At 68.2% G+C, this 26,010-nt stretch carries 26 protein-coding genes; 16 read left to right on the plus strand and 10 right to left on the minus strand.

Translation table 11 applies throughout. The features are described from left to right. Positions 1-63: 63 nt before the first annotated feature. From cysS to QX204_RS00350, 3 genes are read left to right on the plus strand one after another with little or no spacing between them, the layout of a single operon-like run. A complete protein-coding gene (gene cysS / locus QX204_RS00340) occupies positions 64-1,467 on the plus strand; it encodes a cysteine--tRNA ligase (protein ID WP_301904619.1) in 1,404 nt (467 codons plus the stop codon). Further along, a complete protein-coding gene (gene rlmB / locus QX204_RS00345; RefSeq protein ID WP_301904620.1) occupies positions 1,467-2,456 on the plus strand; it encodes a 23S rRNA (guanosine(2251)-2'-O)-methyltransferase RlmB in 990 nt (329 codons plus the stop codon). Before cysS ends, rlmB begins: the two co-directional genes overlap by 1 nt. Positions 2,457-2,506: 50 nt before the next feature. Further along, the gene (locus tag QX204_RS00350) at positions 2,507-2,785 is read left to right on the plus strand and encodes a DUF4190 domain-containing protein (protein WP_301904621.1); all 279 of its coding nucleotides are present in this window, start codon (positions 2,507-2,509) and stop codon (positions 2,783-2,785) included. 2 nt (positions 2,786-2,787) lie between these two features. Here QX204_RS00350 and QX204_RS00355 read toward each other — a convergent pair whose 3' ends face one another. The 7 genes from QX204_RS00355 to kstR form a co-directional block, all read right to left on the minus strand. Beyond that, positions 2,788-3,591: an enoyl-CoA hydratase/isomerase family protein gene (locus QX204_RS00355; RefSeq protein WP_301904623.1), complete on the minus strand. Its 804-nt coding sequence runs from the start codon at positions 3,589-3,591 to the stop codon at positions 2,788-2,790. A 14-nt stretch (positions 3,592-3,605) separates the two neighbouring features. Next, positions 3,606-4,781, minus strand: coding sequence for an acyl-CoA dehydrogenase family protein (locus tag QX204_RS00360; RefSeq protein WP_301904624.1), 1,176 nt, complete (start codon positions 4,779-4,781; stop codon positions 3,606-3,608). Positions 4,782-4,803: 22 nt separating this feature from the next. After that, the gene (locus QX204_RS00365) at positions 4,804-5,670 is read right to left on the minus strand and encodes a metal ABC transporter permease (protein WP_174551977.1); all 867 of its coding nucleotides are present in this window, start codon (positions 5,668-5,670) and stop codon (positions 4,804-4,806) included. Continuing rightward, complete coding sequence (locus QX204_RS00370; protein ID WP_301908211.1) at positions 5,670-6,431, minus strand: metal ABC transporter ATP-binding protein; 762 nt, start codon at positions 6,429-6,431, stop codon at positions 5,670-5,672. Before QX204_RS00370 ends, QX204_RS00365 begins: the two co-directional genes overlap by 1 nt. Positions 6,432-6,526: 95 nt before the next feature. Next, entirely contained in the window at positions 6,527-7,411 is an 885-nt protein-coding gene (locus QX204_RS00375; protein ID WP_301904625.1) for a metal ABC transporter solute-binding protein, Zn/Mn family, read from the minus strand. A 135-nt stretch (positions 7,412-7,546) separates the two neighbouring features. Beyond that, a complete protein-coding gene (gene otsB / locus QX204_RS00380) occupies positions 7,547-10,117 on the minus strand; it encodes a trehalose-phosphatase (protein ID WP_301904626.1) in 2,571 nt (856 codons plus the stop codon). Positions 10,118-10,459: 342 nt separating this feature from the next. Beyond that, on the minus strand, positions 10,460-11,074 hold the full coding sequence (kstR, locus tag QX204_RS00385) for a cholesterol catabolism transcriptional regulator KstR (protein WP_301904628.1): 615 nt from the start codon (positions 11,072-11,074) through the stop codon (positions 10,460-10,462). Between the two features lie 146 nt (positions 11,075-11,220). Between kstR and QX204_RS00390 the strand changes: the two genes are divergently transcribed. The 7 genes from QX204_RS00390 (at position 11,221) to QX204_RS00420 (ending at position 18,723) form a co-directional block, all read left to right on the plus strand. After that, the gene (locus tag QX204_RS00390) at positions 11,221-13,344 is read left to right on the plus strand and encodes an acyl-CoA dehydrogenase family protein (RefSeq protein WP_301904629.1); all 2,124 of its coding nucleotides are present in this window, start codon (positions 11,221-11,223) and stop codon (positions 13,342-13,344) included. A gap of 19 nt (positions 13,345-13,363) precedes the next feature. Next, the gene (locus QX204_RS00395; protein WP_301908212.1) at positions 13,364-14,428 is read left to right on the plus strand and encodes an acyl-CoA dehydrogenase family protein; all 1,065 of its coding nucleotides are present in this window, start codon (positions 13,364-13,366) and stop codon (positions 14,426-14,428) included. Next, positions 14,413-15,576: an acyl-CoA dehydrogenase family protein gene (locus QX204_RS00400; protein ID WP_301904630.1), complete on the plus strand. Its 1,164-nt coding sequence runs from the start codon at positions 14,413-14,415 to the stop codon at positions 15,574-15,576. The genes QX204_RS00395 and QX204_RS00400 overlap by 16 nt, the downstream gene beginning before the upstream one ends. A gap of 14 nt (positions 15,577-15,590) precedes the next feature. Beyond that, a complete protein-coding gene (locus QX204_RS00405) occupies positions 15,591-16,580 on the plus strand; it encodes a bifunctional MaoC family dehydratase N-terminal/OB-fold nucleic acid binding domain-containing protein (RefSeq protein WP_301904632.1) in 990 nt (329 codons plus the stop codon). Positions 16,581-16,656: 76 nt separating this feature from the next. After that, the gene (locus tag QX204_RS00410) at positions 16,657-17,079 is read left to right on the plus strand and encodes a MaoC family dehydratase (protein WP_301904633.1); all 423 of its coding nucleotides are present in this window, start codon (positions 16,657-16,659) and stop codon (positions 17,077-17,079) included. Further along, positions 17,076-18,260: a lipid-transfer protein gene (locus QX204_RS00415; protein WP_301904634.1), complete on the plus strand. Its 1,185-nt coding sequence runs from the start codon at positions 17,076-17,078 to the stop codon at positions 18,258-18,260. The genes QX204_RS00410 and QX204_RS00415 overlap by 4 nt, the downstream gene beginning before the upstream one ends. Before the next feature lie 49 nt (positions 18,261-18,309). Continuing rightward, entirely contained in the window at positions 18,310-18,723 is a 414-nt protein-coding gene (locus tag QX204_RS00420) for an NUDIX hydrolase (RefSeq protein WP_301904635.1), read from the plus strand. On the opposite strand, the gene QX204_RS00425 is transcribed toward QX204_RS00420, so the two are convergent. Continuing rightward, positions 18,696-19,301, minus strand: a complete 606-nt coding sequence (locus QX204_RS00425) for a TetR/AcrR family transcriptional regulator (RefSeq protein WP_301904636.1) — start codon at positions 19,299-19,301, stop codon at positions 18,696-18,698. The two genes, QX204_RS00420 and QX204_RS00425, sit on opposite strands and share 28 nt — an antisense overlap. A 64-nt stretch (positions 19,302-19,365) precedes the next feature. Here QX204_RS00425 and zapE point away from each other — a divergent pair, with 64 nt between their 5' ends. The 6 genes from zapE (at position 19,366) to QX204_RS00455 (ending at position 24,713) form a co-directional block, all read left to right on the plus strand. Next, positions 19,366-20,430: a cell division protein ZapE gene (gene zapE / locus QX204_RS00430; protein ID WP_301904638.1), complete on the plus strand. Its 1,065-nt coding sequence runs from the start codon at positions 19,366-19,368 to the stop codon at positions 20,428-20,430. A 138-nt stretch (positions 20,431-20,568) separates the two neighbouring features. Then, positions 20,569-21,498: a DUF4129 domain-containing protein gene (locus QX204_RS00435; protein ID WP_301904639.1), complete on the plus strand. Its 930-nt coding sequence runs from the start codon at positions 20,569-20,571 to the stop codon at positions 21,496-21,498. Continuing rightward, positions 21,495-21,989 carry a hypothetical protein gene (locus tag QX204_RS00440; protein ID WP_301904641.1) on the plus strand — a complete coding sequence of 165 codons (495 nt, stop codon included), beginning with the start codon at positions 21,495-21,497 and terminating at the stop codon, positions 21,987-21,989. The genes QX204_RS00435 and QX204_RS00440 overlap by 4 nt, the downstream gene beginning before the upstream one ends. Before the next feature lie 17 nt (positions 21,990-22,006). Further along, positions 22,007-22,969 carry an AAA family ATPase gene (locus QX204_RS00445; protein WP_056818940.1) on the plus strand — a complete coding sequence of 321 codons (963 nt, stop codon included), beginning with the start codon at positions 22,007-22,009 and terminating at the stop codon, positions 22,967-22,969. Further along, positions 22,966-24,240: a DUF58 domain-containing protein gene (locus QX204_RS00450; RefSeq protein WP_301904642.1), complete on the plus strand. Its 1,275-nt coding sequence runs from the start codon at positions 22,966-22,968 to the stop codon at positions 24,238-24,240. The genes QX204_RS00445 and QX204_RS00450 overlap by 4 nt, the downstream gene beginning before the upstream one ends. Further along, positions 24,237-24,713, plus strand: coding sequence for a hypothetical protein (locus tag QX204_RS00455; RefSeq protein WP_301904643.1), 477 nt, complete (start codon positions 24,237-24,239; stop codon positions 24,711-24,713). The genes QX204_RS00450 and QX204_RS00455 overlap by 4 nt, the downstream gene beginning before the upstream one ends. Here the strand turns inward: QX204_RS00455 and QX204_RS00460 are convergent. Continuing rightward, on the minus strand, positions 24,697-25,551 hold the full coding sequence (locus tag QX204_RS00460) for a GNAT family N-acetyltransferase (RefSeq protein WP_301904645.1): 855 nt from the start codon (positions 25,549-25,551) through the stop codon (positions 24,697-24,699). The two genes, QX204_RS00455 and QX204_RS00460, sit on opposite strands and share 17 nt — an antisense overlap. A gap of 48 nt (positions 25,552-25,599) precedes the next feature. Beyond that, positions 25,600-25,947: a winged helix-turn-helix transcriptional regulator gene (locus tag QX204_RS00465; RefSeq protein WP_056818933.1), complete on the minus strand. Its 348-nt coding sequence runs from the start codon at positions 25,945-25,947 to the stop codon at positions 25,600-25,602. Positions 25,948-26,010 lie beyond the last annotated feature (63 nt).

Below are 26,010 nucleotides of genomic sequence, written 5' to 3' on the forward strand. Positions count from 1 at the left end.
ATCACGGCGCCACGAACCGGCCGGTCAACCCCACCACAATCCCACCGACTAGGATCGAATGCCGTGACCTTGCGCCTTTTTGACACCGACACGCGAACCATGCGGGAATTCACCCCGCTGGTCCCCGGCCGTGCCTCGGTGTATCTGTGTGGGGCCACCGTGCAGGGGCAACCCCATATCGGTCATGTGCGCAGTGGCGTCGCCTTCGACGTGCTGCGTCGCTGGCTGCTCGCGCACGACTACGACGTGCGGTTCATCCGCAATGTCACCGATATCGACGACAAGATCTTGAACAAGGCCGCTGAAGCGGGCAGGCCGTGGTGGGAATGGGCCGCGACGCACGAGCGCGCTTTCGACTCCGCCTACGAAACCCTCGGGGTCCTGCCGCCCTCGGCCGAACCGCGCGCCACGGGTCACATCACCCAGATGGTCGACCTCATGCAGCGCCTGATCGAGCGGGGCCACGCCTACGCCGCCGAGGGCGATGTGTATTTCGACGTGATGAGCTGGCCGAATTACGGCGAGCTGTCCGGGCACCGCCTCGACGACGTGCACCAGGGCGAAACTCCGACCCGCTGCAAACGTGATCCTCGCGACTTCACGCTGTGGAAGTCCGCCAAGCCGGGCGAGCCGAGCTGGCCCTCGCCCTGGGGTCCCGGTCGCCCCGGCTGGCACCTGGAATGCTCGGCGATGGCCGAGTTCTATCTCGGCGCGGAATTCGATATCCACTGCGGTGGAATGGATCTGATTTTCCCGCACCACGAGAACGAGATCGCCCAGTCCAAAGCGGCGGGCGACGGGTTCGCGCGTTACTGGCTGCACAACGGCTGGGTGACGATGGGCGGGGAGAAAATGTCGAAGTCGCTCGGCAACGTGCTCTCGGTGCCGAATGTTCTCACCCGGGTGCGCCCGGTAGAATTGCGTTTCTACTTGGGCAGCGCGCATTACCGCTCGATGCTCGAATACTCCGACAAGGCACTCGACGACGCGGTCGCCTCGTATCAGCGCATCGAAGCCTTCGTGCAGCGAGTGCTGGACCGAGCGGGCGAGGTGCCGATCGGAAAATGGACCGACGGATTCGCCGCCGCGATCGATGACGATCTGGCAGTCCCGAAGGCGCTCGCCGAAATTCACCACGTGGTGCACGAGGGCAATCGCGCGCTGGAAGCGGGTGCGGTCGAGACCGCGGTCGAGCTGGCCGGTCAGGTGCGGGCGATGCTGGGAATTCTCGGCGTCGACCCGCTCGACGAACAGTGGTACACCCCCGCCGACAATTCGGCGGCGATCGATGCGCTCGACGTGCTCGTCCGCACGGAGCTCGATCGCCGGGCGAACGCGCGGGCCGACAAGAACTGGGCAGAAGCCGATGCCGCACGGGATCGGCTCATCGCCGCGGGTATCGAGGTAACCGATACCCCGCAGGGGCCGGAATGGTCGCTGGGCGCATCGAGCGGAAAGGCGAACTGATGGCAGGCAATTCACAGCGACGCGGAGCGGTACGCAAGGGCGGTACCAAGAAGGGGCAGGTCGCCGGTTCCGGTGGCAAGCATCGCCGCGGGCTGGAGGGCAGGGGCGCGACCCCGCCCGCCATCGCGCGCACCAAGCACCCCGCCGCCAAGCGGGCCCGAGCGGCCGAGAAGGCCAAAGCCAATGCGGCACAGGGCCGTCCGACCGGTAAGTCCGGTGTGCCGCGCGTCGGCCGCAAGTCCGACGAGGGTCCCGAGTTGGTGCTCGGCCGTAACCCCGTGCTCGAGTGTCTGCGCGCCGAGGTGCCCGCGACCGCCCTGTACGTGGCGGTCGGCACCGAGAACGACGACCGGCTCTCGGAGAGCGTGCAGCGCGCCGCCGATATGGGCATCTCCATCCTCGAGGTGCCGCGCACCGATCTGGATCGGCTCAGCGCCAACGGCATGCACCAGGGCGTGGCCCTGCAGGTGCCGCCGTACCGCTACGCCCACCCCGACGATCTGATGGACCGGGTGAAGTCCACCGCCGAGCCCGCCCTGCTGGTCGCGCTCGACAACATCACCGACCCGCGCAACCTCGGCGCCGTCATCCGCTCGGTGGCCGCGTTCGGCGGTCAGGGCGTGGTGATCCCGCAGCGTCGCAGTGCCAGCGTCACCGCCGTGGCGTGGCGTACCAGCGCGGGTGCGGCTGCCCGCCTCCCCGTCGCCAGGGCCACCAATCTGACTCGCACACTGAAGGATTGGGCCGCACAGGGCATCCAGGTGATCGGCCTCGACGCCGACGGCGACACCACCCTCGACAACTTCGACGGCAGCGTCCCGACGGTCGTGGTCGTGGGTTCGGAGGGCAAGGGCCTGTCGCGTCTGGTGCGCGAGAACTGTGACTCGATCCTGAGCATCCCGATGGCGGGCCCGGTCGAGTCGCTCAACGCCTCCGTGGCCGCGGGCGTCGTCCTCGCCGACATCGCCCGTCAGCGCCGTCTGGGCTGAGTCCGCGCGGTTGACGGGCAAAACCGCTCTGTCACCGTACAATTCGTGCTGTGGCGATCCCTAATCAGCCGATCGGCGAAACGGTCGAGCACCCGCAGGCCAATATGATCCTTGTGCTCGGGCTGCTCAGCCCGTTCTGCTGTGGGATCTTCGGGCCAGTGGCGTGGGTGCTCGGCAAGCGGGCACTCAACGAGATCGACGCGTCCTACGGTGGGCTCAGTGGCCGGTCACAGGTGATGATCGGCTACATCGCGGGCATCATCGGCACGATCCTCATGCTGATGTTCGCCTTGCTGTATCTGGCCGGTTCCTGCAACGGGAACTTCTGAGTTCAGTCCAGGCTCGGGCGCTCGCCGGGAGCGTCCCAGGCCGGCCATTCGTCGTTGACACTGCCGGTCCAGTTCGGCGGGCGACGCTCCTTGAACGCCACCATCGCCTCGCCACCGTCGACACTCTTGGCAACTTGCGCGTTGAGCTCGGATTCGAGCTGCCCGACCACGGCCGGGGTCATGCCGAGGCTCTCCCAGATCAGCCGCTTGGTGAGCGCGACCGGCAGGGGAGCGGTCCCGGTGGCGATGTCGTGGGCTACCGACATCGCCGTCGTCAGTACTTCGTCGGCGGGCAGCGAGGCATTGCCCAAACCGAGCGACTTGGCTTCGTCACCGTCGAACGTGCGCCCGGTGAGCATGATGTCGGCGGCGTTGGCCAGTCCGGCCAGCCGCGGCACCGTCCAGTGCGCGAACCCGTCGGCGAGCACCCCGCGCCGCACCTGGTTCAGCCCGTAGACGGCGTCGCGCGCGAAATACCGCAGGTCGCACTGCAGCGCCAGGGCCAGGCCGATGCCGACCGCGTGTCCGTTCACCGCGGCGATCACCGGCTTACGCACCTGCCAGGGCGGCGGATCGAGGGTCGCGCTCACGTCGCCGCCGCGCGCCGCCAGATCCGCGCCGGCGCAGAAGGCCGGTGGGGTTCCGGTGATGACGACGGCGCGGATCGCGTCCTCGATATCGCAGCGGCGGAGCGCGGCGCTCAGCTCGGCCGCCATCGTGGGGGTGACGGCGTTCTGCTTGGCAGGTCGGTTGAGCGTCAACAAGGCGACGCCGCCTTCGACATCGACGAGCAATTCCGAACTCATGGGACCGAATCGTACTAGCGACCGGACAGCAAGTGTCTGCCGATCGCATACTTGTGCACTTCCGTCGGCCCGTCGTAGAGACGGAACGCGCGCATATCCCGGAACAACATCTCCACGACCGTCTCGTCGCTGATCCCGATCCCGCCGAGCACCTGCACGCAGCGATCGGTGACTTTGAACAGTTCCTCGGACACGTACGACTTGGCCATCGACGATTCGTGCCGTGCCTGCTGTCCCTGATCCATCAGCCAGCAGGCGTGCCAGATGGTCAGCCTGCACTGGTGCAGCGCCACCTCGTTGTCGGCGAGCATGAACGACACGCCCTCGTGTTCGCCGATCGGCTTACCGAAGGCGGTGCGGGTGCGCGCGTAGTCCAGCGCGATGGACTGGGCGCGAGCGGCCGCGCCGAGCCAGCGCATACAGTGCGTGAGCCGGGCGGGAGCGAGCCGCAATTGGGCGTAGCGCAGGGCCTGTCCGGTGCGCCCGAGCACGGCCGTCGGCGGCAGCGTGAGGTTGTCGAACCGCACCACCGCGTGCCCGCCGACGTAGTTGCGGTCCATCGTGTTCATGATCCGCTCGATCACGATGCCCGGCGCGTCACCGTCGGTGATGAACAGTGTGGGCCCCGCGGGCAGGTGCGGGTTCTCGGCGAGCAGCGCCATGATGATCCAGGTCTGGGCGCCGTCGGCCCCGGTGATCAACCATTTGCGACCGTTGATCACGAAATTCTCGCCGTCGAACACCGCCTCGGTGCTGAGCTGTCCGGGATCCGAACCCGCCCCGCCGGGCTCGGTCATCGCGAAGACCGAACGCTGTTCGCCCCGGATCACCGGCATCAGATACTGGTCGATCTGCTCCGGATCGGCGATCTTGCCGAGCAGAAACATGTTTCCCTCGTCGGGCGCGGCGCAGTTCATGGCGACCGGCCCGAGCGTGGACCACCCCGCCGCCTCGTACACCAGCGCCTGCTCGATGTGGCTGAGTCCCAGGCCGCCGTATTCCACCGGCGCCTGCACGGTCAGCAGCTTCTCGGCGCGCGCCAGCTCCACGAGTTCGGCCCGCAAGGCGTCGGTCGGGCCGTGCGCGGTGAGGCGGGGATCGCGCTCGAACGGCACGATCTGCTCGACGACGAAGTTCCGGGCTCGGTCACGAAGGGCTGCGAGATCGTCCGGCACTGAGAAATCGATCATGAATCGATTGTGTTCTATCGGTTCAGCGCGCGGGTACGAGTTGCCGATTGCGATGTCCGACGAACCGGCACACCAGGTAGATGCTGAACGAGATCGCGGTGACGAAGGTCGACACCGGAACTCCGGGCGCCAGCGACAGCAACAGCCCGCCCACGGCGGCGACCTCGGCGAAGATCACCGAAAGCACGGTCGCCCGCATCGGGCTCGAGGTCACCTGTGCGGCCGCCGCGGCCGGGGTGATCAGCAACGCGAGCACCAGCAGCGCGCCGACGATCTGCACGCCGAACGCGGCGGTGATCCCGAGCAGCACCGCGAACACCACCGACAGCGCCCGTACCGGCACGCCGCGCGCGATCGCGACCTCGGGATCGGAACTGGCGAACAGCAACGGCCGGTACACCACAGCCAGCACGGCGAGCACGCCCGCGGTACACGTGACCAGCAGCGCGAGCCCGTCATAGCCGACCCCGGCCACCTGCCCGGTGAGCAGCGAGAACTTCGACCCGGCCCGCTCCGGCGCGAGCCACAGGAACAACACCGAGAGCCCGAGCCCGAACGACAACACCACCGCGATCACCGAATCACGTTCGCGCGCACGAGAACCCAGCCATCCGAACAGCACGGCCGCGACCACCGACCCGGCGATCGCCCCGAATCCGACCCCGACCCCGACGAGCAGCGCCGCCGACGCACCGGTCAGCGACAGCTCGCTGGTGCCGTGGACCGCGAACGACATCTGCCTGGCGACGATCAGCGGCCCGATCAACCCCGCCAGCAACCCCAGCAGGGCACTGGCCAACAGCGCCTGCTGCACGAAGTCGTAGCCGAGCAGATTCGCGGTGGTGCCGAAGTTGAACATCTGCTCGAACACCTTGGTGAGCTTGTCCATCAGGCCGTCCCGCCCAGCGCGTCCATATCGTCACCGGTTCCGACCACGACCAGGCGTCCGCGTACCCGCAACACCTCGACCTCGGTGCCGTACAACTCCGACAGCGTTGCCGACGTCATCACCTCATCGGGCGTACCGATCCGGAAGCCGCCGTCGACCAGATACAGCACCCGGTCCACCAGCGGCAGGATCGGATTGATCTCGTGGGTGACGAACAGCACCGCCGTGTCGTGTTCGCGGCGACGCTTGTCGACCAACTCGGCGACCAGGCGCTGATTCGCCATATCGAGGCTCAACAGCGGTTCGTCACACAGCAGCACCGACGGATCGCCGACCAGCGCCTGCGCGACCCGCAACCGCTGCTGCTCGCCACCGGACAGCGTCTCCAGCGGCGCGTGTGCGAACGACCCGGCACCCACCGCGGCGATGGCGCTGTCGACCTTCTCGGCCCTGCTGCGTCGACCACGCCAGCCGAGCCCCCACCGGTGCCCGTCCACGCCGAGCCCCACCAGGTCGATCCCGCGCAGCTGTACCCCGGCGTCGATGGTCTTCTGTTGCGGGATGTAGCCGATGCCCGGATTGCCGACCCCGGCGCGGCGTCCCGCGATCTGCGCGTGGCCCGAGCTCAAGGCGAGGGTGCCGAGCAGTACCCGCAGCAGTGAGGTCTTACCGGAGCCGTTGGGTCCGAGGACGGCGATGAATTCACCCGGACGCACGTCGAGGTCGAGGTCGCGCCAGAGCGTGCGGTCGCCGAAGGCCATGGTCGCCGCGCGCAGCCGGATCGCCGCGTCGGTGGCGTCGACATCGAGCGCGGCGGTGGTTTCCGACAGTGCGGTGGCCTCGGTCATGGGCGTCCTCAGCGCAGGGCCGCGGCGAGCGCCTTGGCGTTGGCGGTCTGCCACTGGATGTAATCCATTCCGGCGGGCAGGGTTTCGGTGACCTCGACAACGGCGATGCCCGCGGACTGCGCGGTGGCCCGCAGGTCCTGGGTGATCTTGTCCTCGGTCTGGGTGTTGTAGATCAGTGCCTTGACCTGCTTGGCGGTGATCAGGTCGCGGGTGGCGGCGACGGCGGCCGGGGCCGGGTCGGTCTCCTGTTCGATCGCTTCCTGGAATTCGCGCGGGGTCTTGTCCTGCGCGGTCGCGGCCAGCAAGAGGTAGTGCGCCAGCGGCTCGGACTGGGCGACCGGCGCGTTCGGCGTCTGGGTGGCGATGGTGCCGGTGATGGTGCTGACGCCGATCAGTTGGTTCTTGAAGGCCACCGCGCGCTCGGTGTAGGCGCTCGCGTGCGCGGCGTCGACCTGCCCGAGCTCGGCGGCGATCCGGTCGGCGACGGCGGACACCGTGCTCACGTCGTACCAGACGTGCTCGTTGTCGTCGCCCTTGTTCGGGCGCTGCTCGAAGGCCTCGACGGTCCGCTTGTCCTTGCCCGAGATGGCCTTCTCGATGAACTCGTCGTAGTGCCCGCCGTTGAACACCACCAGATCGGCGTCGCTGATCTTGGCGGTATCGGTGGCCGAGGTCTCGAACGAGTGCGGGTCGGCGGCGGGATCGCTGATGATCGAGGTCACCTGCGCGTCCGGCCCGGCGACGGCGGTCGCGACGGAACCCCACACATTGGTGGAGGCGACGATCTGGGGGGTATCGGAATCGGTGGAGCTGGTGCCGCAGGCGCTGAGGACGACCACGGCCGCCACTCCCGCCGTGAGACCGGCAAACAAGCGGGCGAATCGAGGGTTCACGCGGCACTCCTGGCGTACAAGCACTAGATCATAATGGAAATCGTTACCGTTTTAGATTAGCAGCTGCGAAAACCCGGTACGAACCGCATCGAAAAGCCGGGCTCGAGAATTCGAACCCGGCTTTGTCGAGTGCTGTCAGACCAGGGCGTTGACCGGCTGGCTCAGCAACTGGGCGCAGCGCAGCAGGCCCAGGTGGCTGTAAGCCTGGGGGTGATTACCGAGGGAACGCTCGGCGACGGGATCGTATTCCTCGCTGAGCAGGCCGGTGGGGCCTGCCGCCGCGACCAGCTGTGCGAAGAGCGCCTCGGCGTCGGAGCGCCTGCCGATCAGCAGGTAGGCCTCCACCAGCCAGGCGGCGCACAGGTGGAAGCCGCCCTCGCCGCCGGGCAGTCCGTCGTCGTGGTGGTAGCGGTACACCGTGGCGCCACTGCGCAGCTCGGCCTCGGTGGCCACCACCGTCGCGGCGAAGCGCGGGTCGGCGGGGTCGATCAGGCCGCTCAGGCCGATGTGCAGGGTGGCCGCGTCCAGATCGGTGCCGTCGTAGGCCGCGGTGTAGGACTGGACCTCGTCGTTCCAGCCCTTCGCCCGCACCTCGTCGGCGATCGTGTCGCGCAGCGTCGCCCAGTCGGGATCGGCCCCACGATCGAAGCGCTCCGCCAGGGTGAGGGCCCGGTCGATGGTGAGCCAGCCCATCACCTTGGAGTACACGTGGTGGCGGGGATTGCCGCGGATCTCCCAGATGCCGTGGTCGGGTTCGGTCCAGCGACGCTGCACCGCCGACACCATCGCGTGCACCAGTTCCCAGTCGGCGTCCGGCAGCGCCTTGGCGGGGGCGGTGATGCCCTGCCGCTCGCGTTCGTGCGCCATCGAGGTGATCAGGTCGACGATCGGCCCGAACACATCGAGCTGCACCTGCATATTGGCCGCGTTGCCCACCCGCACCGGCCGCGAACCGGCGTAACCGGGCAGCAGGTCGATCACGGCCTCGGGCGGCAGGGTCTCGCCGTAGATCGTGTACAGCGGGTGCAGGCGCTCGGGCCCCGGCAGGGTGTCGAGGACCTTGTGCACCCAACCGAGGAACTCCTCGGCCTCGGTCAGCGAGCCGAGCGTCACCAGTGCCTGCGCGGTCAGCGACGCGTCACGCAGCCAGCAGTAGCGGTAGTCCCAGTTGCGCACGCCGCCGATGTCCTCCGGCAGCGAGGTGGTCGCCGCGGCCAGGATCGATCCCGACGGGCGATGCACCAGGCCGCGCAGCGTCAGCGCCGAGCGCTTCATCAGATCCGGCTTGAGCGGCGGCAGCTGCAACCCCGCCGCCCACTGCGACCAGTACTGCTCGGCGAGCTGGCGGCGCTGCGGCTCCGGCGTCATCGAGGGCGTGAGATCAGCAGTGCCACAGCGCAATTCGAGCACGACCGGCCCGATCGACGGATCGACCACCGCACGGGCCTGGTCGTTGGTGCCGTCGGACAGGATCTCCCACTCCACGCCGGGGGAGCGCAGCACCATCGGATCGTTGGTGCCGCTGACCTGGATTCCGTTGCGCACGACCTCCATGCGCACCGGCACCTGGCCGAACTCGGGCTGCGGCGCGAAGACGACCACGGCCTTCGCGGCGCCGGTGATCACCCGGGTCAGGTCGGTGCGGTCGGCGGCCACGTCGTGCGGCAGATAGTCGGCCACTTGCAAACTGGCCCATCGTGTTTCGACTGTCATCGTGCCGTCCACATACCGCTGCGACAGCGGCAGGCTCGGCCGCTCCGGCGCCACCGTGAAGTGCCCGGCCGCCGCGCCGCCGAGCAGGTGGGCGAACACCGCCGCCGAATCCGGCTCGGGATGGCAGAACCAGGTGACCGTCGCGTCGGGGGTGAGCAGCGCGACCGAGCGCGGGCTGGCCAGCATGCTCAGCCGCTCGATCCGAGGGGCGCTCGCCCCGGCCAGCCAGGTGCGCCGCTCCTCGACCAGGAACGCCAGCGCGCGCGCCACGTCCTCGGTGGAGTTCACGTGCAGCTTGGCGATGCTCTCGCCCTCGCCGACCTTGATGCCGACGTCGGGTCCCGACAGCACGCGGAATGCCTTCTCGTCGGTCACGTCGTCGCCGAAGAACACTGCGGCAGAGGCGCTTGCCTGATGACGGATGGTGTCGAGCGCGGTGCCCTTGTCGGTCGGGATCACCGCGAGCTCGATCACCGCCTTGCCCTCGGTCACCTGCACGCCCGCCCAGCGAGCGGGACCTTGACGCGCGGAAGCCAGTGCGCGCCCGGCGATTTCGGGGTCGGCGTTACGAACGTGCAGCGCGGCGCTGGCCGGCTTCATCTCGACGGTCACGCCCGCGTTCTCGGCGGCGATCGTCGAGAACGCCGAATTGATCTCTGTCAGTAGCCGTTTGGCGTCGTTGTCGATCGCGTGCACGAAGCCGACGTCGAACTCCGAGCCGTGACTACCGATCAGCTGCACCTCGACCGGCAGGCGCGACAGCGCGGCCAGATCGCGTAGCGCTCTACCGGAAATCACCGCCGCAGTAGTGTTCGCCAACCCCGCCAGCGCGCGTAACGCGCTCACCGATTCCCGTTGGGGAAACGCTTTCGACGGGTCGGACACGATCGGGGCGATAGTCCCGTCGTAGTCCGAGGCAACCAAGAGCCGTGGCACGCGCGCAACCGACGCCAGTGCACGGCGGACATCCAAGGGCAGTTCCTGTGCGCTCACGCATCCAACCTAGTGATGGGAGGAGTTGATCAGGGGGCGCGAAAAACAATACTGCGTCAATTTTGCCGCGCGAGCGGCGCGGCACGTTGTGCGCACGACCCCCGGTCGTTTGCTCGCGACTTTACGGCAAATTACCGACCGGTTGCCTTCCGTCGTGCGCCGGATCCGTCGAGCTCACCGGGCACGTGGCGGTCGGTGAGGCGCGCGAGGCCGGTAGATGCGCTGTTTCGCATATGCGATGTCGGCTATGCATCTTCCTACTGGAAGTCGCGCAGCCGACAGGTGTCAACAGCGATGGGCGATTTGTGATGATGCGGCAACGAGGTTTGCCGGGTTGCTGGGTTATCCGCGATCGCCCAGCAACAGGTCGACGGTGAGCTCGAGTCGTTCCGTGACATCGGTCGCGGACGCCCGTCGAGTGAGCCAGGCCACCAGGTTCGACAGCCATACATCGGAGATGACGCGGGCGATCGCGAGCTGGCGCTCGTCGGGTTCGCCGTCGCTCATCGCGCGGGCGAAGACCCGGTCCATCACCTTGCCGACCCGATCGACCTCCGCGGCGGCCGAGGCGTCGGCGAACATGAACGCGCGCGTCATCGCCTCGGTGAGCAGTGGATCGCGCTGCATCATCCGGGTGATCTGGGTGAGCAGGGTGTGCATTCGTTCGGAGGGGCCGTCGCCGGGTAGCGGCTTTCGCTTGCCCTCGAACATCTCGAATTCCCTGGCCAGGGCCGAAACGAGCAGGTGCACCTTGGACGGGAAGTAGCGGTACAGGGTGCCGACGGCGACGTCGGCGCGTTCGGCGACCGCACGCATCTGCACGGCGTCGTAGCCGCCCTTGGAGGCGAGCGCGAGGGTGGCGTCGAGGATGCGCTTGCGCCGGTCACGCTGCGCGCTGGAGCTGAGTTCTTCCTCGGACAGCGTGGTCACGGTGGGCGTTGGTGCGGGACTGTCCATCGTGGAAACCCTTTCGCTTCAGTGCAAATTCAACGGCTGAGCCGCGCAGAAGTGTGGAGCGAGTGTAGCGCTCTTGACTTATACCCGGCACAGATATTAGAACATGTTCTAGGAGTGGGAACCACGCCGGAAGGGCGGATCTTCTTGTGACCATCGCCACCACTGACGAGCACAAAGCCGTCGCGGCGTCGCTGCGGAGCTGGGCGAGTACGGTCGCGCCGATTGAAACAATGCGGGCAGGCGGTGCGGGCGCCTGGCGCGACTACTGGCCCGCGCTCGGTGAGTTCGGGCTGTTCGAAGTCGCGCTATCGGAGGACAATGGCGGGCTCGGCGGCACGGTCGCCGACCTCGCGGTGATGCTCGAGCAGACCGGCGACGACCTGGTCGGCGGTCCGGTGCTGGCCACCGCGCTGGCCGGACTGATCACCGAGGGCGCGCTCGCCGAGGGCGGTCCGTGTGCGGTCGCGGTGCCCGGCGAAGAGCGGGCCGCGAAGGCGACGGCCACCGATACGGGCTGGAACGTCACCGGCACTTGGGATTTCGTCTACGGCGCCGATGCCGATACGCAGGTCCTGGTACCTGCCGACACCATCGACGGCACCCGCTGGATGTTGATTCCGGCTGCGGCAGTGACGATTACGCCGCTGACGCACGGTGACCACACCGTGCCGTTGGCACGGGTGAGCGCCGCCGAGGTGGCTGTCGCCGCCGAGCACGGTTTCGCGCCGACGGCCGATGTCACCGATCTCTTCGTGGCGCTCGCGGTCTCCGAGCTGGCCGGTGTGGCCGGCTGGAGCCTGCGCACCGCTGTCGAATATGCCCGTGTCCGTGAACAATTCGGCAAACCCATCGGCACCTTTCAGGCGATCAAACACCTGTGCGCCTGGATGCTGTGCCGCACCGAGCTGATCCGCGCGGTCGCCGCCGACGCCGCCGCCGCGATCGACGAAGGCGGTGACGAGCTGCCGATCGCCGCCGCTGTCGCCGCGTCGGTGGCGCTGGACGCCGCCGTCGACAACGCCAAGGACGCCATCCAGGTTCTCGGCGGCATCGGCTTCACCTGGGAACACGACGCGCACTTCTACCTGCGCCGGGCGAGCTCGCTGCGCCAGCTCCTCGGTGGTTCGGCCCGCTGGCGCGCCCGCGTCGCCGAGCTCACCAGGGCTGGTCAGCGCCGCACCACCGGCGCCGAACGGGTGCTCGGCGATGCCACCGTCGACACCGAGTTGGCCGCCGAGATCACCGCCATCGCCGCCCTCGACCCGGCCCAGCGGCCGCGTGCGCTGGTGGAGGCGGGCCTGGTGATGCCGCATTGGCCGCGACCCTACGGCCGCGCCGCCGATCCGATGACCTGCCTGCAGATCGCCGAACAGCTGCGCCGCGTCGACCTGGCGACCCCCGACCTCGCCGTCGCGGGCTGGGCCGTGCCGACGCTGTTGCGGTTCGGCACCGAGGAGCAGATCGAACGCTTCGTCTGGCCGACCCTGCACGGCGAGGTCATCTGGTGCCAGCTGTTCAGCGAGCCCGGCGCGGGCTCCGATCTCGCCGCCCTGCGCACCACCGCCGAGAAGGTCGACGGCGGCTGGGTGCTGCGCGGCCAGAAGGTGTGGACCTCGCTCGGCTCCACCGCCAACTGGGGCATCTGCCTGGCCCGCACCGATCCGTCGGCGGCCAAGCACCGCGGCATCAGCTACTTCCTCGTCGATATGCGCGCCGCGGGCGTACAGGTGCGGCCGCTGGTGCAGATCACCGGTGAGGAGAAGTTCAGCGAGGTCTTCCTCGACGACGTCTTCGTTGCCGACGATTGCCTGGTCGGCGCGCTGAACAACGGCTGGAAGATCGCACGCACCACGCTCTCGGCCGAACGGGTGGCCATGGGTGGCGGCGGCATCGGCGGCGCGCTCGAAGCCCTGCTCGATCGGTTCCCGGTCGGTGGATGGGGAACGGAACTGCGTGAGGACCGTTTCGGCGCGCTGATCACATCGTCGATTGCTGGATCATTGCTGGAACAGCGAATCGCGGTGGCGACGGTGGCCGGAGTCGATGCGGGGGCCCAAGCCGGCGTCCGCAAACTGGTCGGCGTCCGGCATCGGCAGGAGCTGGCGGAATACGCGCTCGAACTAGTCGGCCCAGAAGGTTCTCTGGACAGCGATGCTCTGAAAGAATTCCTGCTTACACGGTGTCTCTCGATTGCGGGCGGTACCGAGCAGATCCTGTTGACCGTGGCCGCCGAACGGATTCTCGGCCTGCCGCGCGATGCGGACAGTTAGCTCGATGAGGGAGGACGCCGTGGATTTCACCCGCGACGAAAGCGCCGACGCCGTAGCCGAGGTAGTGGTAAGCCTGCTCGAACGTGAGTCGGCCAGGGATATGGCCCTGTGGCCGAGCCTGATCGACTCCGGCCTGCTCGCCGTGCCGGTGCCGGAGCGATTCGGCGGCGACGGTATGGGATTGCTCGAGGTATCGGCCCTGCTCATGGAGCTGGCCACCGATGCCGCCGCCGTGGCGGCACTGCCGACCTTCGGGTTCGGGGTGCTGCCGCTGCTCGACGTGCTGTCGGACGAACTGGCCGAGCGCGTGCTCGCCGAAGTCGGCAAGGGCACCGTGCTCACCGCCGCGCTCACCGAACCGGGGGCGCCGTTCACCACCGCGCCGACCACCAAGGCGGTGCGCGACGGCGATACCGTGCGGATCACCGGCCGCAAGTCCGGCGTGATCTACGCGACGGAGGCCCGGTGGATTCTCGTGCCCACCGATAGCGGTGTGGCACTGGTCGATTCGGTCGCGCCGGGCCTCGAGATCATCCCGGTGGCCGGTTCGGCGGGCATTCCGGAGGCGACGCTGGTGCTCGACGATGTCGAGATCCCGGCCGACCAACTGTTGCCCGACGTGCTGCCCGTTCTGCACCGTCACGCCCTCGCCTGTATCGGCGCGGTCGCCGACGGCCTGTTGAAGGGCGCGCTCACGCTCACCGCCGAGCATGTGCGCACCAGGGAACAGTTCGGCAGGCCGCTGGCCGAATTCCAGGCCGTGGCTCAGCAGATCGCCGATCTGTACGTGGTGTCGCGCACGTTGCACGTCGCGGCGGAGTCGGCATGCTGGGCGCTGGCGCAGCCCGATCCGTCGCCCGAGCTCCAGGACCGCATCGACGAGGACCTCGACGTGCTCGCGTACTGGGCAGCGGCCGAAGTTCCGCGCGCCATGCAGAAATGTCACCACCTGCACGGTGGACTCGGTGTGGATATCACTCATCCGATGCACCGCTACTACTCGCAGGCCAAGGACCTCGCCCGGCTTCTCGGCGGAGCGGGTCTGCGGCTCGACCTTCTGGGAGCAAGATGTTCATCGATCTGACCGCTGAACAGCGGCGGTTGCGCGAAGAATTGCGTTCCTATTTCGCCGATCTCATCAGCCCGGCCGAGGCCGCGGCGATGGCGGTGGACCGGCACGGCGACACCTACCGCGAGGTGGTGCGCCGGATGGGCCGCGACGGCTGGCTCGGTGTCGGCTGGCCCAAGGAGTTCGGCGGCCAGGGTTTCGGCCCGATGGAACAGCAGATCTTCTTCAACGAGGCTGTCCGCGCCGATGTTCCGCTGCCCTTGGTCACCCTGCTGACCGTGGGGCCGACCCTGCAGAAGTACGGCACCGACGCGCAGAAGAAGAAGTTCCTGCCCGGAATCCTCTCCGGCGACATCCATTTCGCCATCGGCTACTCCGAGCCGTCGGCGGGCACCGACCTCGCCGCCTTGCGCACCACCGCGGTGCGCGACGGCGACGGTGACTGGATCGTCAACGGGCAGAAGATCTTCACCACCGGCGCTCACGAGGCCGACTACGTCTGGTTGGCGTGCCGCACCGGCTCGGTCGAGTCCCGCCACCGCGGGATCACGATCCTCATCGTGGACACCAAGGACCCCGGCTACTCGTGGACCCCGATCATCACCTGCGACGGCGCCCACCACACCAACGCCACGTACTTCGACGATGTGCGGGTGTCCGCGGAGATGCTCGTGGGTGAGGAGAACCGCGGTTGGCGGCTGATCACCACCCAGCTCAACCACGAGCGCGTCAGCCTCGGACCCTCCGGCAAGATCGAACAGCTCTACGACCGCCTGCGTGACTGGTCGGCGCAGCACGGCCTGCTCGGTGAGCCCGAGGTTCGGCGCGCGCTCGGCCGGGTGCGAACCATGGTGCGGCTCAACGAATTGCTGAACTGGCAGGTCGCGGCGGCCGACACCACCGCGGCGCAGAACGAGGTGATCGCCGATGCCTCGGCCACCAAGATCTTCTCCACCGAATCGCTGCAGGAGGCGGGTCGCATCGTGGAGGAAATCATCGGCCGCTACGGCGATCCGGCCGAGTCCGGCACCGCCGAGCTGCTCGGCTGGCTGGACCGGCGCACCAAGCAGAACCTCGTCGTCACCTTCGGTGGCGGCGTGAACGAGATCATGCGCGAACTGGTGGCCACCGCGGGCCTCGACCTCCCGCGCGTGCCCCGATGAACAAGGAGCGGCGCGTGCCGGACAGCATCACCCCCGAAGATCTCCCGGAAGCGCTGGCGAAATTGTCGGCGGCGGGGCAATCGGCGCCGCGCGCGGGCCGTGACCCGGTGAACCAGTCGATGATTCACAACTGGGTCGAGGCGCTGGGCGATACCAACCCGATCTACGTCGATGCCGAAGCCGCAAGGGCAGCAGGTCATCCCGGTATCGTCGCCCCGCCCGCCATGGCGCAGGTGTGGACGATGAACGGCCTGCGCGGTACACGCACCGCCGACGATCCGCTCGGGCTGGCGACACAGCTGCTCGACGACGCGGGCTATACCTCCGTTGTCGGCACCAATTGTGAACAGACCTACCACCGCTACCTGGAGCCGGGCGAGGAGGTGACGGTTACCAGCAAACTCTCGGAGTTCAAGGGCCCCAAGCGAACCGGACTAGGTGACGGCTGGTTTTTGACCTTCGCCACCACCTGGTCGGTCGGCGACGAGGTCGTCACCGAAATGCTGTTCCGCATTCTGAAGTTCGCGCCGATTCCCGCCGCCACCGCCGAGTCGGCGACCGCTGAATCCGGTGCGACGACAGATAGCCAGAAGTCGGCGCCGAGCATCGCACCGGAAGGTCGGGTCGGTCCGGTCATCTCGCGCGATACCGAGTTCTTCTGGGCGGGAACCGAAGTCGGGGAACTGCGTATTCAGCGCTTGCCCGACGGTTCGCTGCGTCACCCGCCCGTTCCCGCACTGTGGCAGGACAAATCGGAGACCACCGACTACCTGGTCGCCGCGGGCACCGGCACGGTGTTCAGCTTCGTCGTGCACCACGCGCCCAAGGTGCCGGGGCGCGATCTGCCCTTCGTGGTCGCCCTGGTGGAACTCGACGAGGGCGTGCGAATGCTCGGCGAACTGCGTGGCGTCGAGCCGAACGAGGTAGCCATCGACCTGCCGGTGCGCGCCGCCTTCGAGAAGCTCGCCGACGGCACCGTGCTGCCCTACTGGCAGGCCGTGTGATGACCACCGCCGATCGCCGCCTCGGCGCCCGCCGCGCCGTGCCGACTCGCTCCGCCCGTCCGGAAAGGACGCCACGATGACCCCCACCGTCGAGTTCGCCACCCTCGCGGTGGGAACCACTCTGCCGGAGTTGGTGATCCACGCCGACCCGACTTTCGTCGTCAGTACGGCCATTGCCACCAGGGACTTCCAGGATGTGCACCACGACCGCGACAAGGCGGTCGAGCGCGGGTCGAACGACATCTTCGTCAACATCCTCACCGACACCGGTCTGGTGCAGCGCTTCGTCACCGACTGGGCCGGTCCACGTGCATTGGTCAAGCGCATCGCACTGCGTCTGGGCGTGCCGCTGTACGCCGGTGACACCCTGACCCTTTCCGGCACGGTCACCGAGATCGACGGCACCCAGGTCACCATCGACGTGCACGGCAAAGACAGCCTCGGCGAGCACATCACCGCCACGGCCGTCATCGCCCTTCCCGATCTGGAGCCGAAATGAGCACCACTGCCAGGGCCGGTCTCTCCGGACACGCCGCCATTGTCGGCATCGGCGCCACCGACTTCTCCAAGGACTCCGGTCGCAGCGAATTGCGGTTGGCCGCGGAGGCGGTGAGCGCGGCGCTGGCCGACGCCGGCCTCACGCCCGAGGATGTCGACGGCCTCACCACCTTCACCATGGACACCAACACCCAGGCCGCGGTGGCCAGGGCGGTCGGCATTCCGAGCCTGAAGTTCTTCAGCCACATCGGATACGGCGGCGGCGCGGCCTGCGCGACCGTGCAGCAGGCCGCGATGGCCGTGGCCACCGGGGTGGCCGATGTCGTGGTGGCCTATCGCGCGTTCAACGAACGGTCCGGCGCTCGGTTCGGACAGTTCTCGCCCGCGCTGGCCGCCGCGCCCACGTCATCGGGGATCGACGCGGGCTGGGCCTACCCACAGGGGCTCGGCACGCCCGCCGCGCAGGTCGCGATGGTGGCCCGCCGGTACATGCACGTGACCGGCGCGACCAGTGCCGATTTCGGCGCGGTGGCGGTCGCCGACCGCAAGCACGCCGCGGTGAACCCCAACGCCTTCTTCTACGGCAAGCCGATCACCCTGGAACAGCACCAGGATTCGCGCTGGATCGCCGAACCGCTGCACCTGCTCGACTGCTGCCAGGAATCCGACGGCGGCGTCGCCATCGTGGTCACCAGCGCAGAACGCGCCCGCGACCTCCCCCAGCGCCCCGCGATCATCGCGGCCGCCGCACAGGGCAGCGGCGCCGACCAGTACGTGATGACCAGCTACTACCGCGACGCCATGACCGGCCTGCCGGAAATGGGACTCGTCGGCGACCAGCTGTGGGCCCAGAGCGGCCTGACCGCCGCCGACATGCAGGCCGCGATCCTCTACGACCACTTCACCCCGTTCGTCCTCATGCAGCTCGAGGAGCTCGGCTTCTGCCCCCGCGGCGAAGCCAAGAACTTCATCGCCGACGGCGCCATCGAGATCGGCGGCCGTCTTCCGCTCAATACCCACGGCGGCCAGCTCGGTGAGGCCTACATCCACGGCATGAACGGCATCGCCGAGGCGGTCCGCCAGATCCGCGGCACCTCGGTGAACCAGGTGGACGCTCTGGAACGCATCGTCGTCACCGCCGGCACCGGCGTCCCCACCTCCGGGCTGGTGCTGACGTCATAGCCTCTGCCCTTCTACGCTCGACCAGGTGACTCCCCGCCACCTGGTCGACGTGCACATCCTGCTGATCCGCGGCGACGAGGTCCTGCTGAGCCTGCGCCGCAGCGGCGACGGGTTCGATCACCGCTGGCACCTGCCGTCGGGAAAACTCGAGGCCGACGAATCGGTGGCGACGGCCGCGGTCCGCGAAGCCGCGGAGGAGGTCGGGGTCGACATCGATCCCGCGGCCCTGCGCCTGGTGCACGTCGCCCATGTCACCGCGCCGGGCTATGACTCCCGTCTCGGCCTGTTCTTTCGCGTCGAGGATTGGTGCGGTGAACCTTTCAATCGCGAGCCTGATAAATGCTATGCGCTGCAATGGTTTTTGCTCAGTGAACTACCCGACGATCTGATCGAATATTCCGCGCTCGGATTGGCGGCGTTGAATTCGGCCGAGCCTTATTCCGAATTCGGTTGGCGGGGCTGATAGTTACGACCGCTTGTGAGGAACTCGGCCAGCGGTCGGGCGAGTTGATCGACGGTGGCCGCCGATCCCGCGCGCAGTCCCGCGAACCGATCGAAGACGAGTCCTTCCAGTAGCGCGAGGAAGTCGTGGGCCGACGCGCGGGGATCGACGGCGCCGAGCGCGGCGAACAGCGCGGTGGCGCGGTCCAGCGAGAACAGGCTGCCTGCCAGGCGGGCGTGTAGTTCAGGGTCGGACAGGACTTCGATGATCAAGGCGTGTCGGGCGATCAGATCGGTGCGGCGATGCGTGAGCAGTTGCTCTAGCCACGTCGCGATATCGCCCGCGACCTGGGCTGGGTCCAGTGATTGTCGGTTCGCGAATTCCGGCTGTGCGGCAAGGAAATCCGCGCGCGATCGAGCGGTGATCCCGTCCGCCACCGCCTCGATCAACGCGTGTCGCGTGCGGAAGTAATAGGAGGTCGAACCCGGTGGCAATGCCAGCCGGTTATCCACCGCGCGATGGGTGAGTGCGCGGATTCCCTGTGTCGCGATGAGTTCGACAGCACCCGCCACGATCCGCGCCCGCCGGTCTGTGGACATCGTCACCTCTCCTGGCCGTCCGCGACGCCCGTCCTCTACAACTGTAGAGGACGAAGGAGTTCGCATGAAACCCGAGACCGTGGTGCTCGACCCCGCACAACACGCGGCCCTGCGTGCGCTCGAATCACTGCTCGACCCGGTCGGCCGCCCTCTCGGTGCCCGACGCCCCGCCGAACGGCGCACGGGCTGGTTCGGCGCTGCGCTCCCGCGTCCCTTCGAACGCGGCGATGCTGGTCGACCCGCCGACCTGCGCACGGACCGGTCCGGCATCTACCTGCACGGCCGCCCGGGTCGGGGCAAGACCATGGTGATGGACCGCTTCTTCGCCTCGGCCGACACCGAGCGCAAGCGCCGCTTCCACTTCCATGCCTTCTTCGCGTCCCTGCACACGGTCACCCACGCCCTCGGCTCCATCGAACGCGCGATCGGCGAACTCCTCGGCGACGCCGACCTGGTCTGCTTCGACGAATTCCACGTCAGCGATATCGGCGACGCCATGCTCGTCGCCCGCATGCTCGACACCCTCTTCGCCGAGCGCCGCGCCCTCGTGGTCACCTCCAACTACCGGCCCGAGGACCTGCTGCCCAACCCCCTGTTCCATGACCACTTCCTGCCCACCATCGCGCGGATCGTCGCCGAGCTCGACATCATCGCCCTCGACGGACCGCTCGACTACCGCACCCGGACCGCACACCGCGATACCGGGTTCCTCGCAGGCGGATACGTGGTCACCGCGGATATCGGATCAGCGTTGCCGCGCGTCGACGTGCCCATCGGCGACGGCCGAACCATCCGCGCTTACGCCACCGCAGACGCCATCACCGTCGGCTTCCACGACATCTGTGCCGCCCCCACCAGCGCGGCCGACTATCTCCGTCTCACCGAGCGCTACCGCCGTTGGACCCTGCTCGAGGTCCCGCCGCTCCGCGAAATCCCGCCCGACTGGTCCATGCGCCTGGTGAACCTCGTCGACGTCCTCTACGACGCTGATCTCCCGTTCACCGTCCACGCCCACGAAGCCCCACACGAGCTCACAGCGGGCGTCCCCGCGATTCCCGATCTGGCGCGCACCGCCAGCCGTCTCGGTGAGTTGTCATTAACTGGCGGTTTAAACGTTCGTACTGCGTAGCATGCCCTTGATCCCAGGGGGACAATATTAGGAGAGGATCCAAAAGCATCGATTTTCTCTCGAGCGGACCACTCGGCATGTAACTATGTGGCTGTTTTGTGCAGTCTCTCGGGGTTTGGTGGTACAGCTGTGATCGGGGTGAATCAGCCCATTACGCGGGCGATTGTCGTGATCGCACTGGTCGTCGCCGCGACGATCGCGTTGCAGGGCAGTCTGCCCGGCGCCGGACCGAACTCGACCGGCGCCCCTTCGCCGCTGCTCGTCGCCGTGATGCCGGTCTTGCTGCTGGTCTCGATCGTCATCCTCGTGGCGGGCGTGATCGCCAGCCAGCACCGACTGCCGCTGGCGATGCCGGAAGCCGAACGCGAAGCTATGCCGCGCATCCAGTGGCGCAGGATGGCTCTGCTGGTCCCGATCGCCGTGGCCGCGGTCGCGCTGATCTTCGCCGGTGGCGTCACCGCGCTGTTCCTGCTGCCCGGCGCCCGCCCGATGCGCCCGGCCGCCGAAACGCTGGCCGAGGGCTCCGGCCCCGTCCCCACCACCGACACCCATGCCGCGGACCCGACGACCGGACCCACGGAACTCACCGGCACCGCCCTGGTGATCGCGGCGATCCTGGCCATCGTGCTGATCGTGGTCGCGCTGGTCGGTCTGGTCGTCGTCGCCGTGGCCGCGCGCCGCGAACCGGCCCCTGCCGCGCCCGTCGAGAACGAACCGACCGCCAGCGAAGTCGATTCGCTCACGCGCGCCGCCGAAATGGGCCTGGCCGCGATGAACGCCCCGGGTCAGGACCCGCGCACCGCCATCATCGCCTGTTATGTGGCGATGGAGCGCGGCCTGTCCAGCGACCGCGCCGCCCGCCCGCTGGCCTCCGACACCCCGATGGAAGTGCTGGCCAGGGCCTTCGAAAGCGGTGTGCTGCACGATGCTTCGGCCCGTGAGCTGGTCGCGCTGTTCGAGGAGGCGCGGTTCAGCCCGCACTCGATGCTGGAATGGCAGCGCATGCGCGCCGAACAGCTGCTGCGCATCGTGCTCACCGATCTACAGCGCAGGCTGGTGACGGCATGAATCGGACCTCGGTGATCGTCACCGCCGTGCTCGCGGTCGCTGTGATCGAAGTGGCGTTGGTGCGTCTGGATCGTGACTCGGTGCTGCTCGCGGTCGCCGTTCCGGTGGCCGCGGCGCTCGCGATGCTGGTCTGGTCGCTGCGCCACCGCGTGATCCGCGAGGAACCGCTCACCGAATACATCGACAACGGCCCCGCCGAGATGCTTGTTCGCTGGCACGCGCGCGCCGAGATGCTCACCGCTCGCGCCGACGGCACCCGTGCCGACTGGGACCGCCACCTGCGGCCCCTGCTCGCCAAGGAATTCGAGCTGTCGACGGGGCTGAGGGTTTCCAAGAATCGCCGGGCCACCGAGGCCGCCGGTCAGCTGCAGTTCGGACCCGAACTGTGGCGCTGGGTGGATCCGGCGAACTCCGCGCTGCGCGATCAAACCGGACGCGCACCGGGTAAAGAGGCGCTGGATGAGATCCTGCGCCGTTTGCAGACGATGTGAGGGGTTAGAGGCCACCGATGACAATGCCGTTGAACGTGACCGTCCAGCGCTCCGATGCCGTACTGCGTGAGCTGGGCCGTGTCGTGGTCGGCAAGCGAGATGAGATGCAGCTCATCATGATTGCCGTGCTGGCCGGAGGGCACGTACTCATCGAGGACCTGCCAGGCCTCGGGAAGACCTTGATCGCGCGGTCTTTCGCGGCCGCGCTCGGACTCGACTTCACCCGCGTGCAGTTCACGCCGGATTTACTGCCCGCCGACCTGCTGGGTTCGACGATCTATGACATGGCGTCGGGCCGGTTCAACTTCCGTCGCGGTCCGGTCTTCACCAATGTGCTGCTCGCCGACGAGATCAACCGCACTCCGCCCAAGACCCAGGCCGCCCTGCTCGAGGCCATGGCCGAGGGGCAGGTGAGCATCGACGGCGAGACCTTCCTGCTCCCACAGCCGTTCGTGGTGCTGGCCACCGACAACCCGATCGAGTACGAGGGCACCTACCCGCTGCCCGAGGCCCAACTCGACCGCTTCGCCATCCAGCTGCGCCTGGGCTACCTCTCCGAGGCCGACGAGACGCAGATGATCCGGCGCAGGCTCGAACGCGGTTCCACCGCGCCGCAGGTGGGTCAGGTCGTCGACGCGCAGGGTCTGATGGAGATGCGTCAGTCGGTCGAGTTCGTCACCGTGCACCCCGACGTGGTGAGCTACGTCGTCGCGCTGGCCTCGGCTACCCGCAGCCATCCCCAGGTGGAGGTCGGCGCCAGCCCGCGCGCCGAACTCGATCTGGTGCAGATGTCACGGGCGAGGGCGCTGCTGCTCGGGCGCGACTACGTGATCCCCGAAGACGTGAAAGCGCTCGCGGTGGCGGCGATGTCGCACCGCATCACCCTGCGCCCCGAGATGTGGGTCCGCCGCATTCGCGGTGAGGACGTCATCACCGAACTGCTCCGCCGGCTACCGGTGCCCCGCGCCACGAGCACATGAAGCATCGCGACGAATCCAGAACGGTCGAGGTCGACCTCCGGTGGCGGCCCGCGCCGCTGGTGTTCATCCTGGCCGGTTGCGCGGCAGCGGCACTGGTCGTCGCGGTGCTGCTCGGGCAGTGGCAGCTGGTCGTCTTCGCCGCGCCGATGCTCGGCGTGCTCGCCACCGCGCCGTGGCAGCAGGCGCCGACCAGAGTCCAGGTCGACGGCAGCGGCACCGTGCGCTGTTTCGAGAACGAGGTGATCGGTTGCAGCGCTGTCGCTTTCGTCGAAAGCGGGCACGCGCTGCTACGGATGACTGCCCTGCCGCTGCCCGGCCTGGAACTCGAGGTCGAGGAATCCCACGATTCCGGCGGCGCGCCCGCGGGCATGCGGCTCGGGCTCTCCGCCACCCGCTGGGGACGGTATCCGGTGCAGGTGAAGGTATCCGCGCTGAGCCCGGCCGGTCTGGCGGTCGCGACGACCGAGCTGCCCGCGGCCAAACTCTACGTCTATCCGATCGCCGATCCGCAGCGAATGCGCATGCCGCGCACCGAACTTCCCGACCGGATCGGCACCCACCTGACCCGCAAGCACGGTCCGGGTGTCGAATACGCCGACATTCGCGCCTACACGCCGGGCGATCAGCTGCGCGCGGTGAACTGGCCGGTGAGCGCGCGGCGCGGCAGGCTCTACGTCACCCAGCGGTTCACCAACCGCTCCGCCGACGTGGTCGTCATGGTCGACACCTCCCTACAGGCGCCGGGCCCGGCCAGCGCCTCGCTGGAACTCTCGGTGCGCGGCGCGGCGCAAGTGGTGCAGTCGACGCTGCAATCCGGCGACCGCACCGCCGTGGTCTGCCTCGGCGAAGCACCTCGCTGGCTGCGCCCCGATATCGGCCGCAGGCAGTTCTATCGCATCGTCGACACCGTCCTCGGCGTCGGTGACGAACACGTCGCGACCACCGGCACCCTCGCGCCCCACGCCGCCGTTCCGATCGGCGCGATCGTGGTCGCCTTCTCCACCCTGCTCGACACGCAGTTCGCGCTCGCCCTGATCGACCTGCGCAAACGCGGCCACGTGGTGGTCGCGGTCGACGTCTTGCGCGGCACTCCCTTCGCGGACGGCCTCGACCCCACCATGGCCAAGATGTGGCAGCTCGAGCGCGCCTCGATGTATCGGGATATGGGCACCGTCGGCGTCGACATCATCGCCTGGCCCGAAGACACCCGCCTCGACCAAGCCATGCGCCTGCTCCCCGAACACCGCCGAGCAGTACGGGTACGCCGATGACGAGATTCCTTGCCCTCCTGGCCGGCCTGCTGCTGGTCGCCGCGGTCGCGCTGATCAACCCCATCGCCGGAGTGCCCGCGCTGGCGCTGATCATCGCGAGCTGGTGGTGGCGCCCGGCCTCGGTCGGCGCGGTGCTGATCACCATCGCCGCGCTGGCCGTCTCCGACGTCGGCGTCATAGCCTCGGCGGCAACAGGTTTGGTCGCGACCACCTACCTGCTGAACGCCGCCGTCCTGCACGCCCCCGAAGGCGTGGTCCCCACCACCATCCCCTCGGTCGGCGGCGCGGTGCTGTTCACCATCGCCGCGGCTACCGCGGCCTGGGTCCCCGTCCAACTGATCTGGGCCCCCTTGGCCGCGCCCATCCTCGTCGTCGCGATCTACGCCCTGCTGGTGAGCGGCCTGTCGGCCAAGGGCCCGACCGTCGAAGAGATCCGCATCGACGAGGACTCGGGCCTCAGGCGGGGTCTTTGACCAGCACCGCCCGGGTGTAGAGCAGCGCGAAGCCTTGGGCCTGGGAGTTCTTCTGGGATGTCGATCCGGGCTCGGTGGTGACGACCGCGAGGTCGCAGCCGGCCGCGGTCGCGGCGCCGAGGCGGGCCGAGAGCAGTGCTGTCTGGACGCCTTTGCGGCGGTGCTCGGGCAGGGTCGCCGCCCCGGCGAGCGCGGCGATGCCGTCGGACACGCGGAGGGTCGCGCCGCCTGCGGGAACGCCGTCTCGGTAGGCGAGGTAGCGGTGAGTGTCGCCGGTGGCGGCGAGGTCGCGGATGACAGCGGCGAGGATGTCGCGGGGGAACTCCTCGTGGGCGGGTAGACCGTTGTCGTCGGGGTGAGCGAAGCCGTCGACGACCGTATCGAGCCAGGTATCGAACCCGTCTTCGTCATCGCGACGTACCTCGACCGACTGCGACGCCGGCCAGACGCGTCCTCGCGGACGCAGGCCGAGCACGTTCTCGAACGAGGTCAACCGATACCCGCGGGCGGTCAGGTCGGCCCCGATCCGCGGGTCGGCGAGATGCGCCAATTCCACCTGGACCGGCGCCCCCACCTCGGCATAAGCCCGTTCGACCGCCTCCCACTGCGCCACCGTCGGCACCCCGGCGAAGCCGACCCCGACCACCTTGTTCAGCGGAGAGCCGGGCCCCGCGAAACATGCCGCCCCACCGGCGATCTCGTGCGCGAACCCGTCGAATTCCGCTTTCCCCCGACGAAGCCCCGCGCTCACCCCGCCGGTGATGGCATCGATCTCCATCCGTTCGATCCGGGCAGCCATGCCGGTATCGCAGAACAATGTCGCCGTATCCTCGCTCATGAGCCAGTTATATCGCCGCTGTCCAGCGGTTTTCCGGAGACCAGTGGACTAGCGGTCGGGACGCCACGGGATGCGGCCGTTGCCGTCGCCGGAGGACGTCCGGTTCTCGGACCAGTCCCACAGGGGTTGCAGGGATTCGGCGAGAAGGGCGCCCTCGGTGGTGAGTTCGTAAGCGCCGCGTTGCCCGTTCTTGCGGATCAGTGCCGCGGACTGGAGTTGCTGGAGTCGGTCCGAGAGCATGCTCGACGAGCAGTTGCCCATGCGTCGGCGGATGTCGAGGAAGCCGAGGGGGCCGGGCTCCAGTTCCCAGATCACGCGCAGCATCCAGCGCTGACCGAGCAGGTCGATCGCGGCCAGGATCGCTTGCGAGGGCTCGTCGCCGGTTGCGCTTCTCATTCAGAAGCACGATAGTTGCTTCTGAATCAGAAGCGTTACGGCCGGTCGGGATGGACGAGGAGA

Source organism: Nocardia sp. PE-7 (assembly GCF_030486425.1).
Lineage (GTDB): Bacteria > Actinomycetota > Actinomycetes > Mycobacteriales > Mycobacteriaceae > Nocardia > Nocardia salmonicida_A.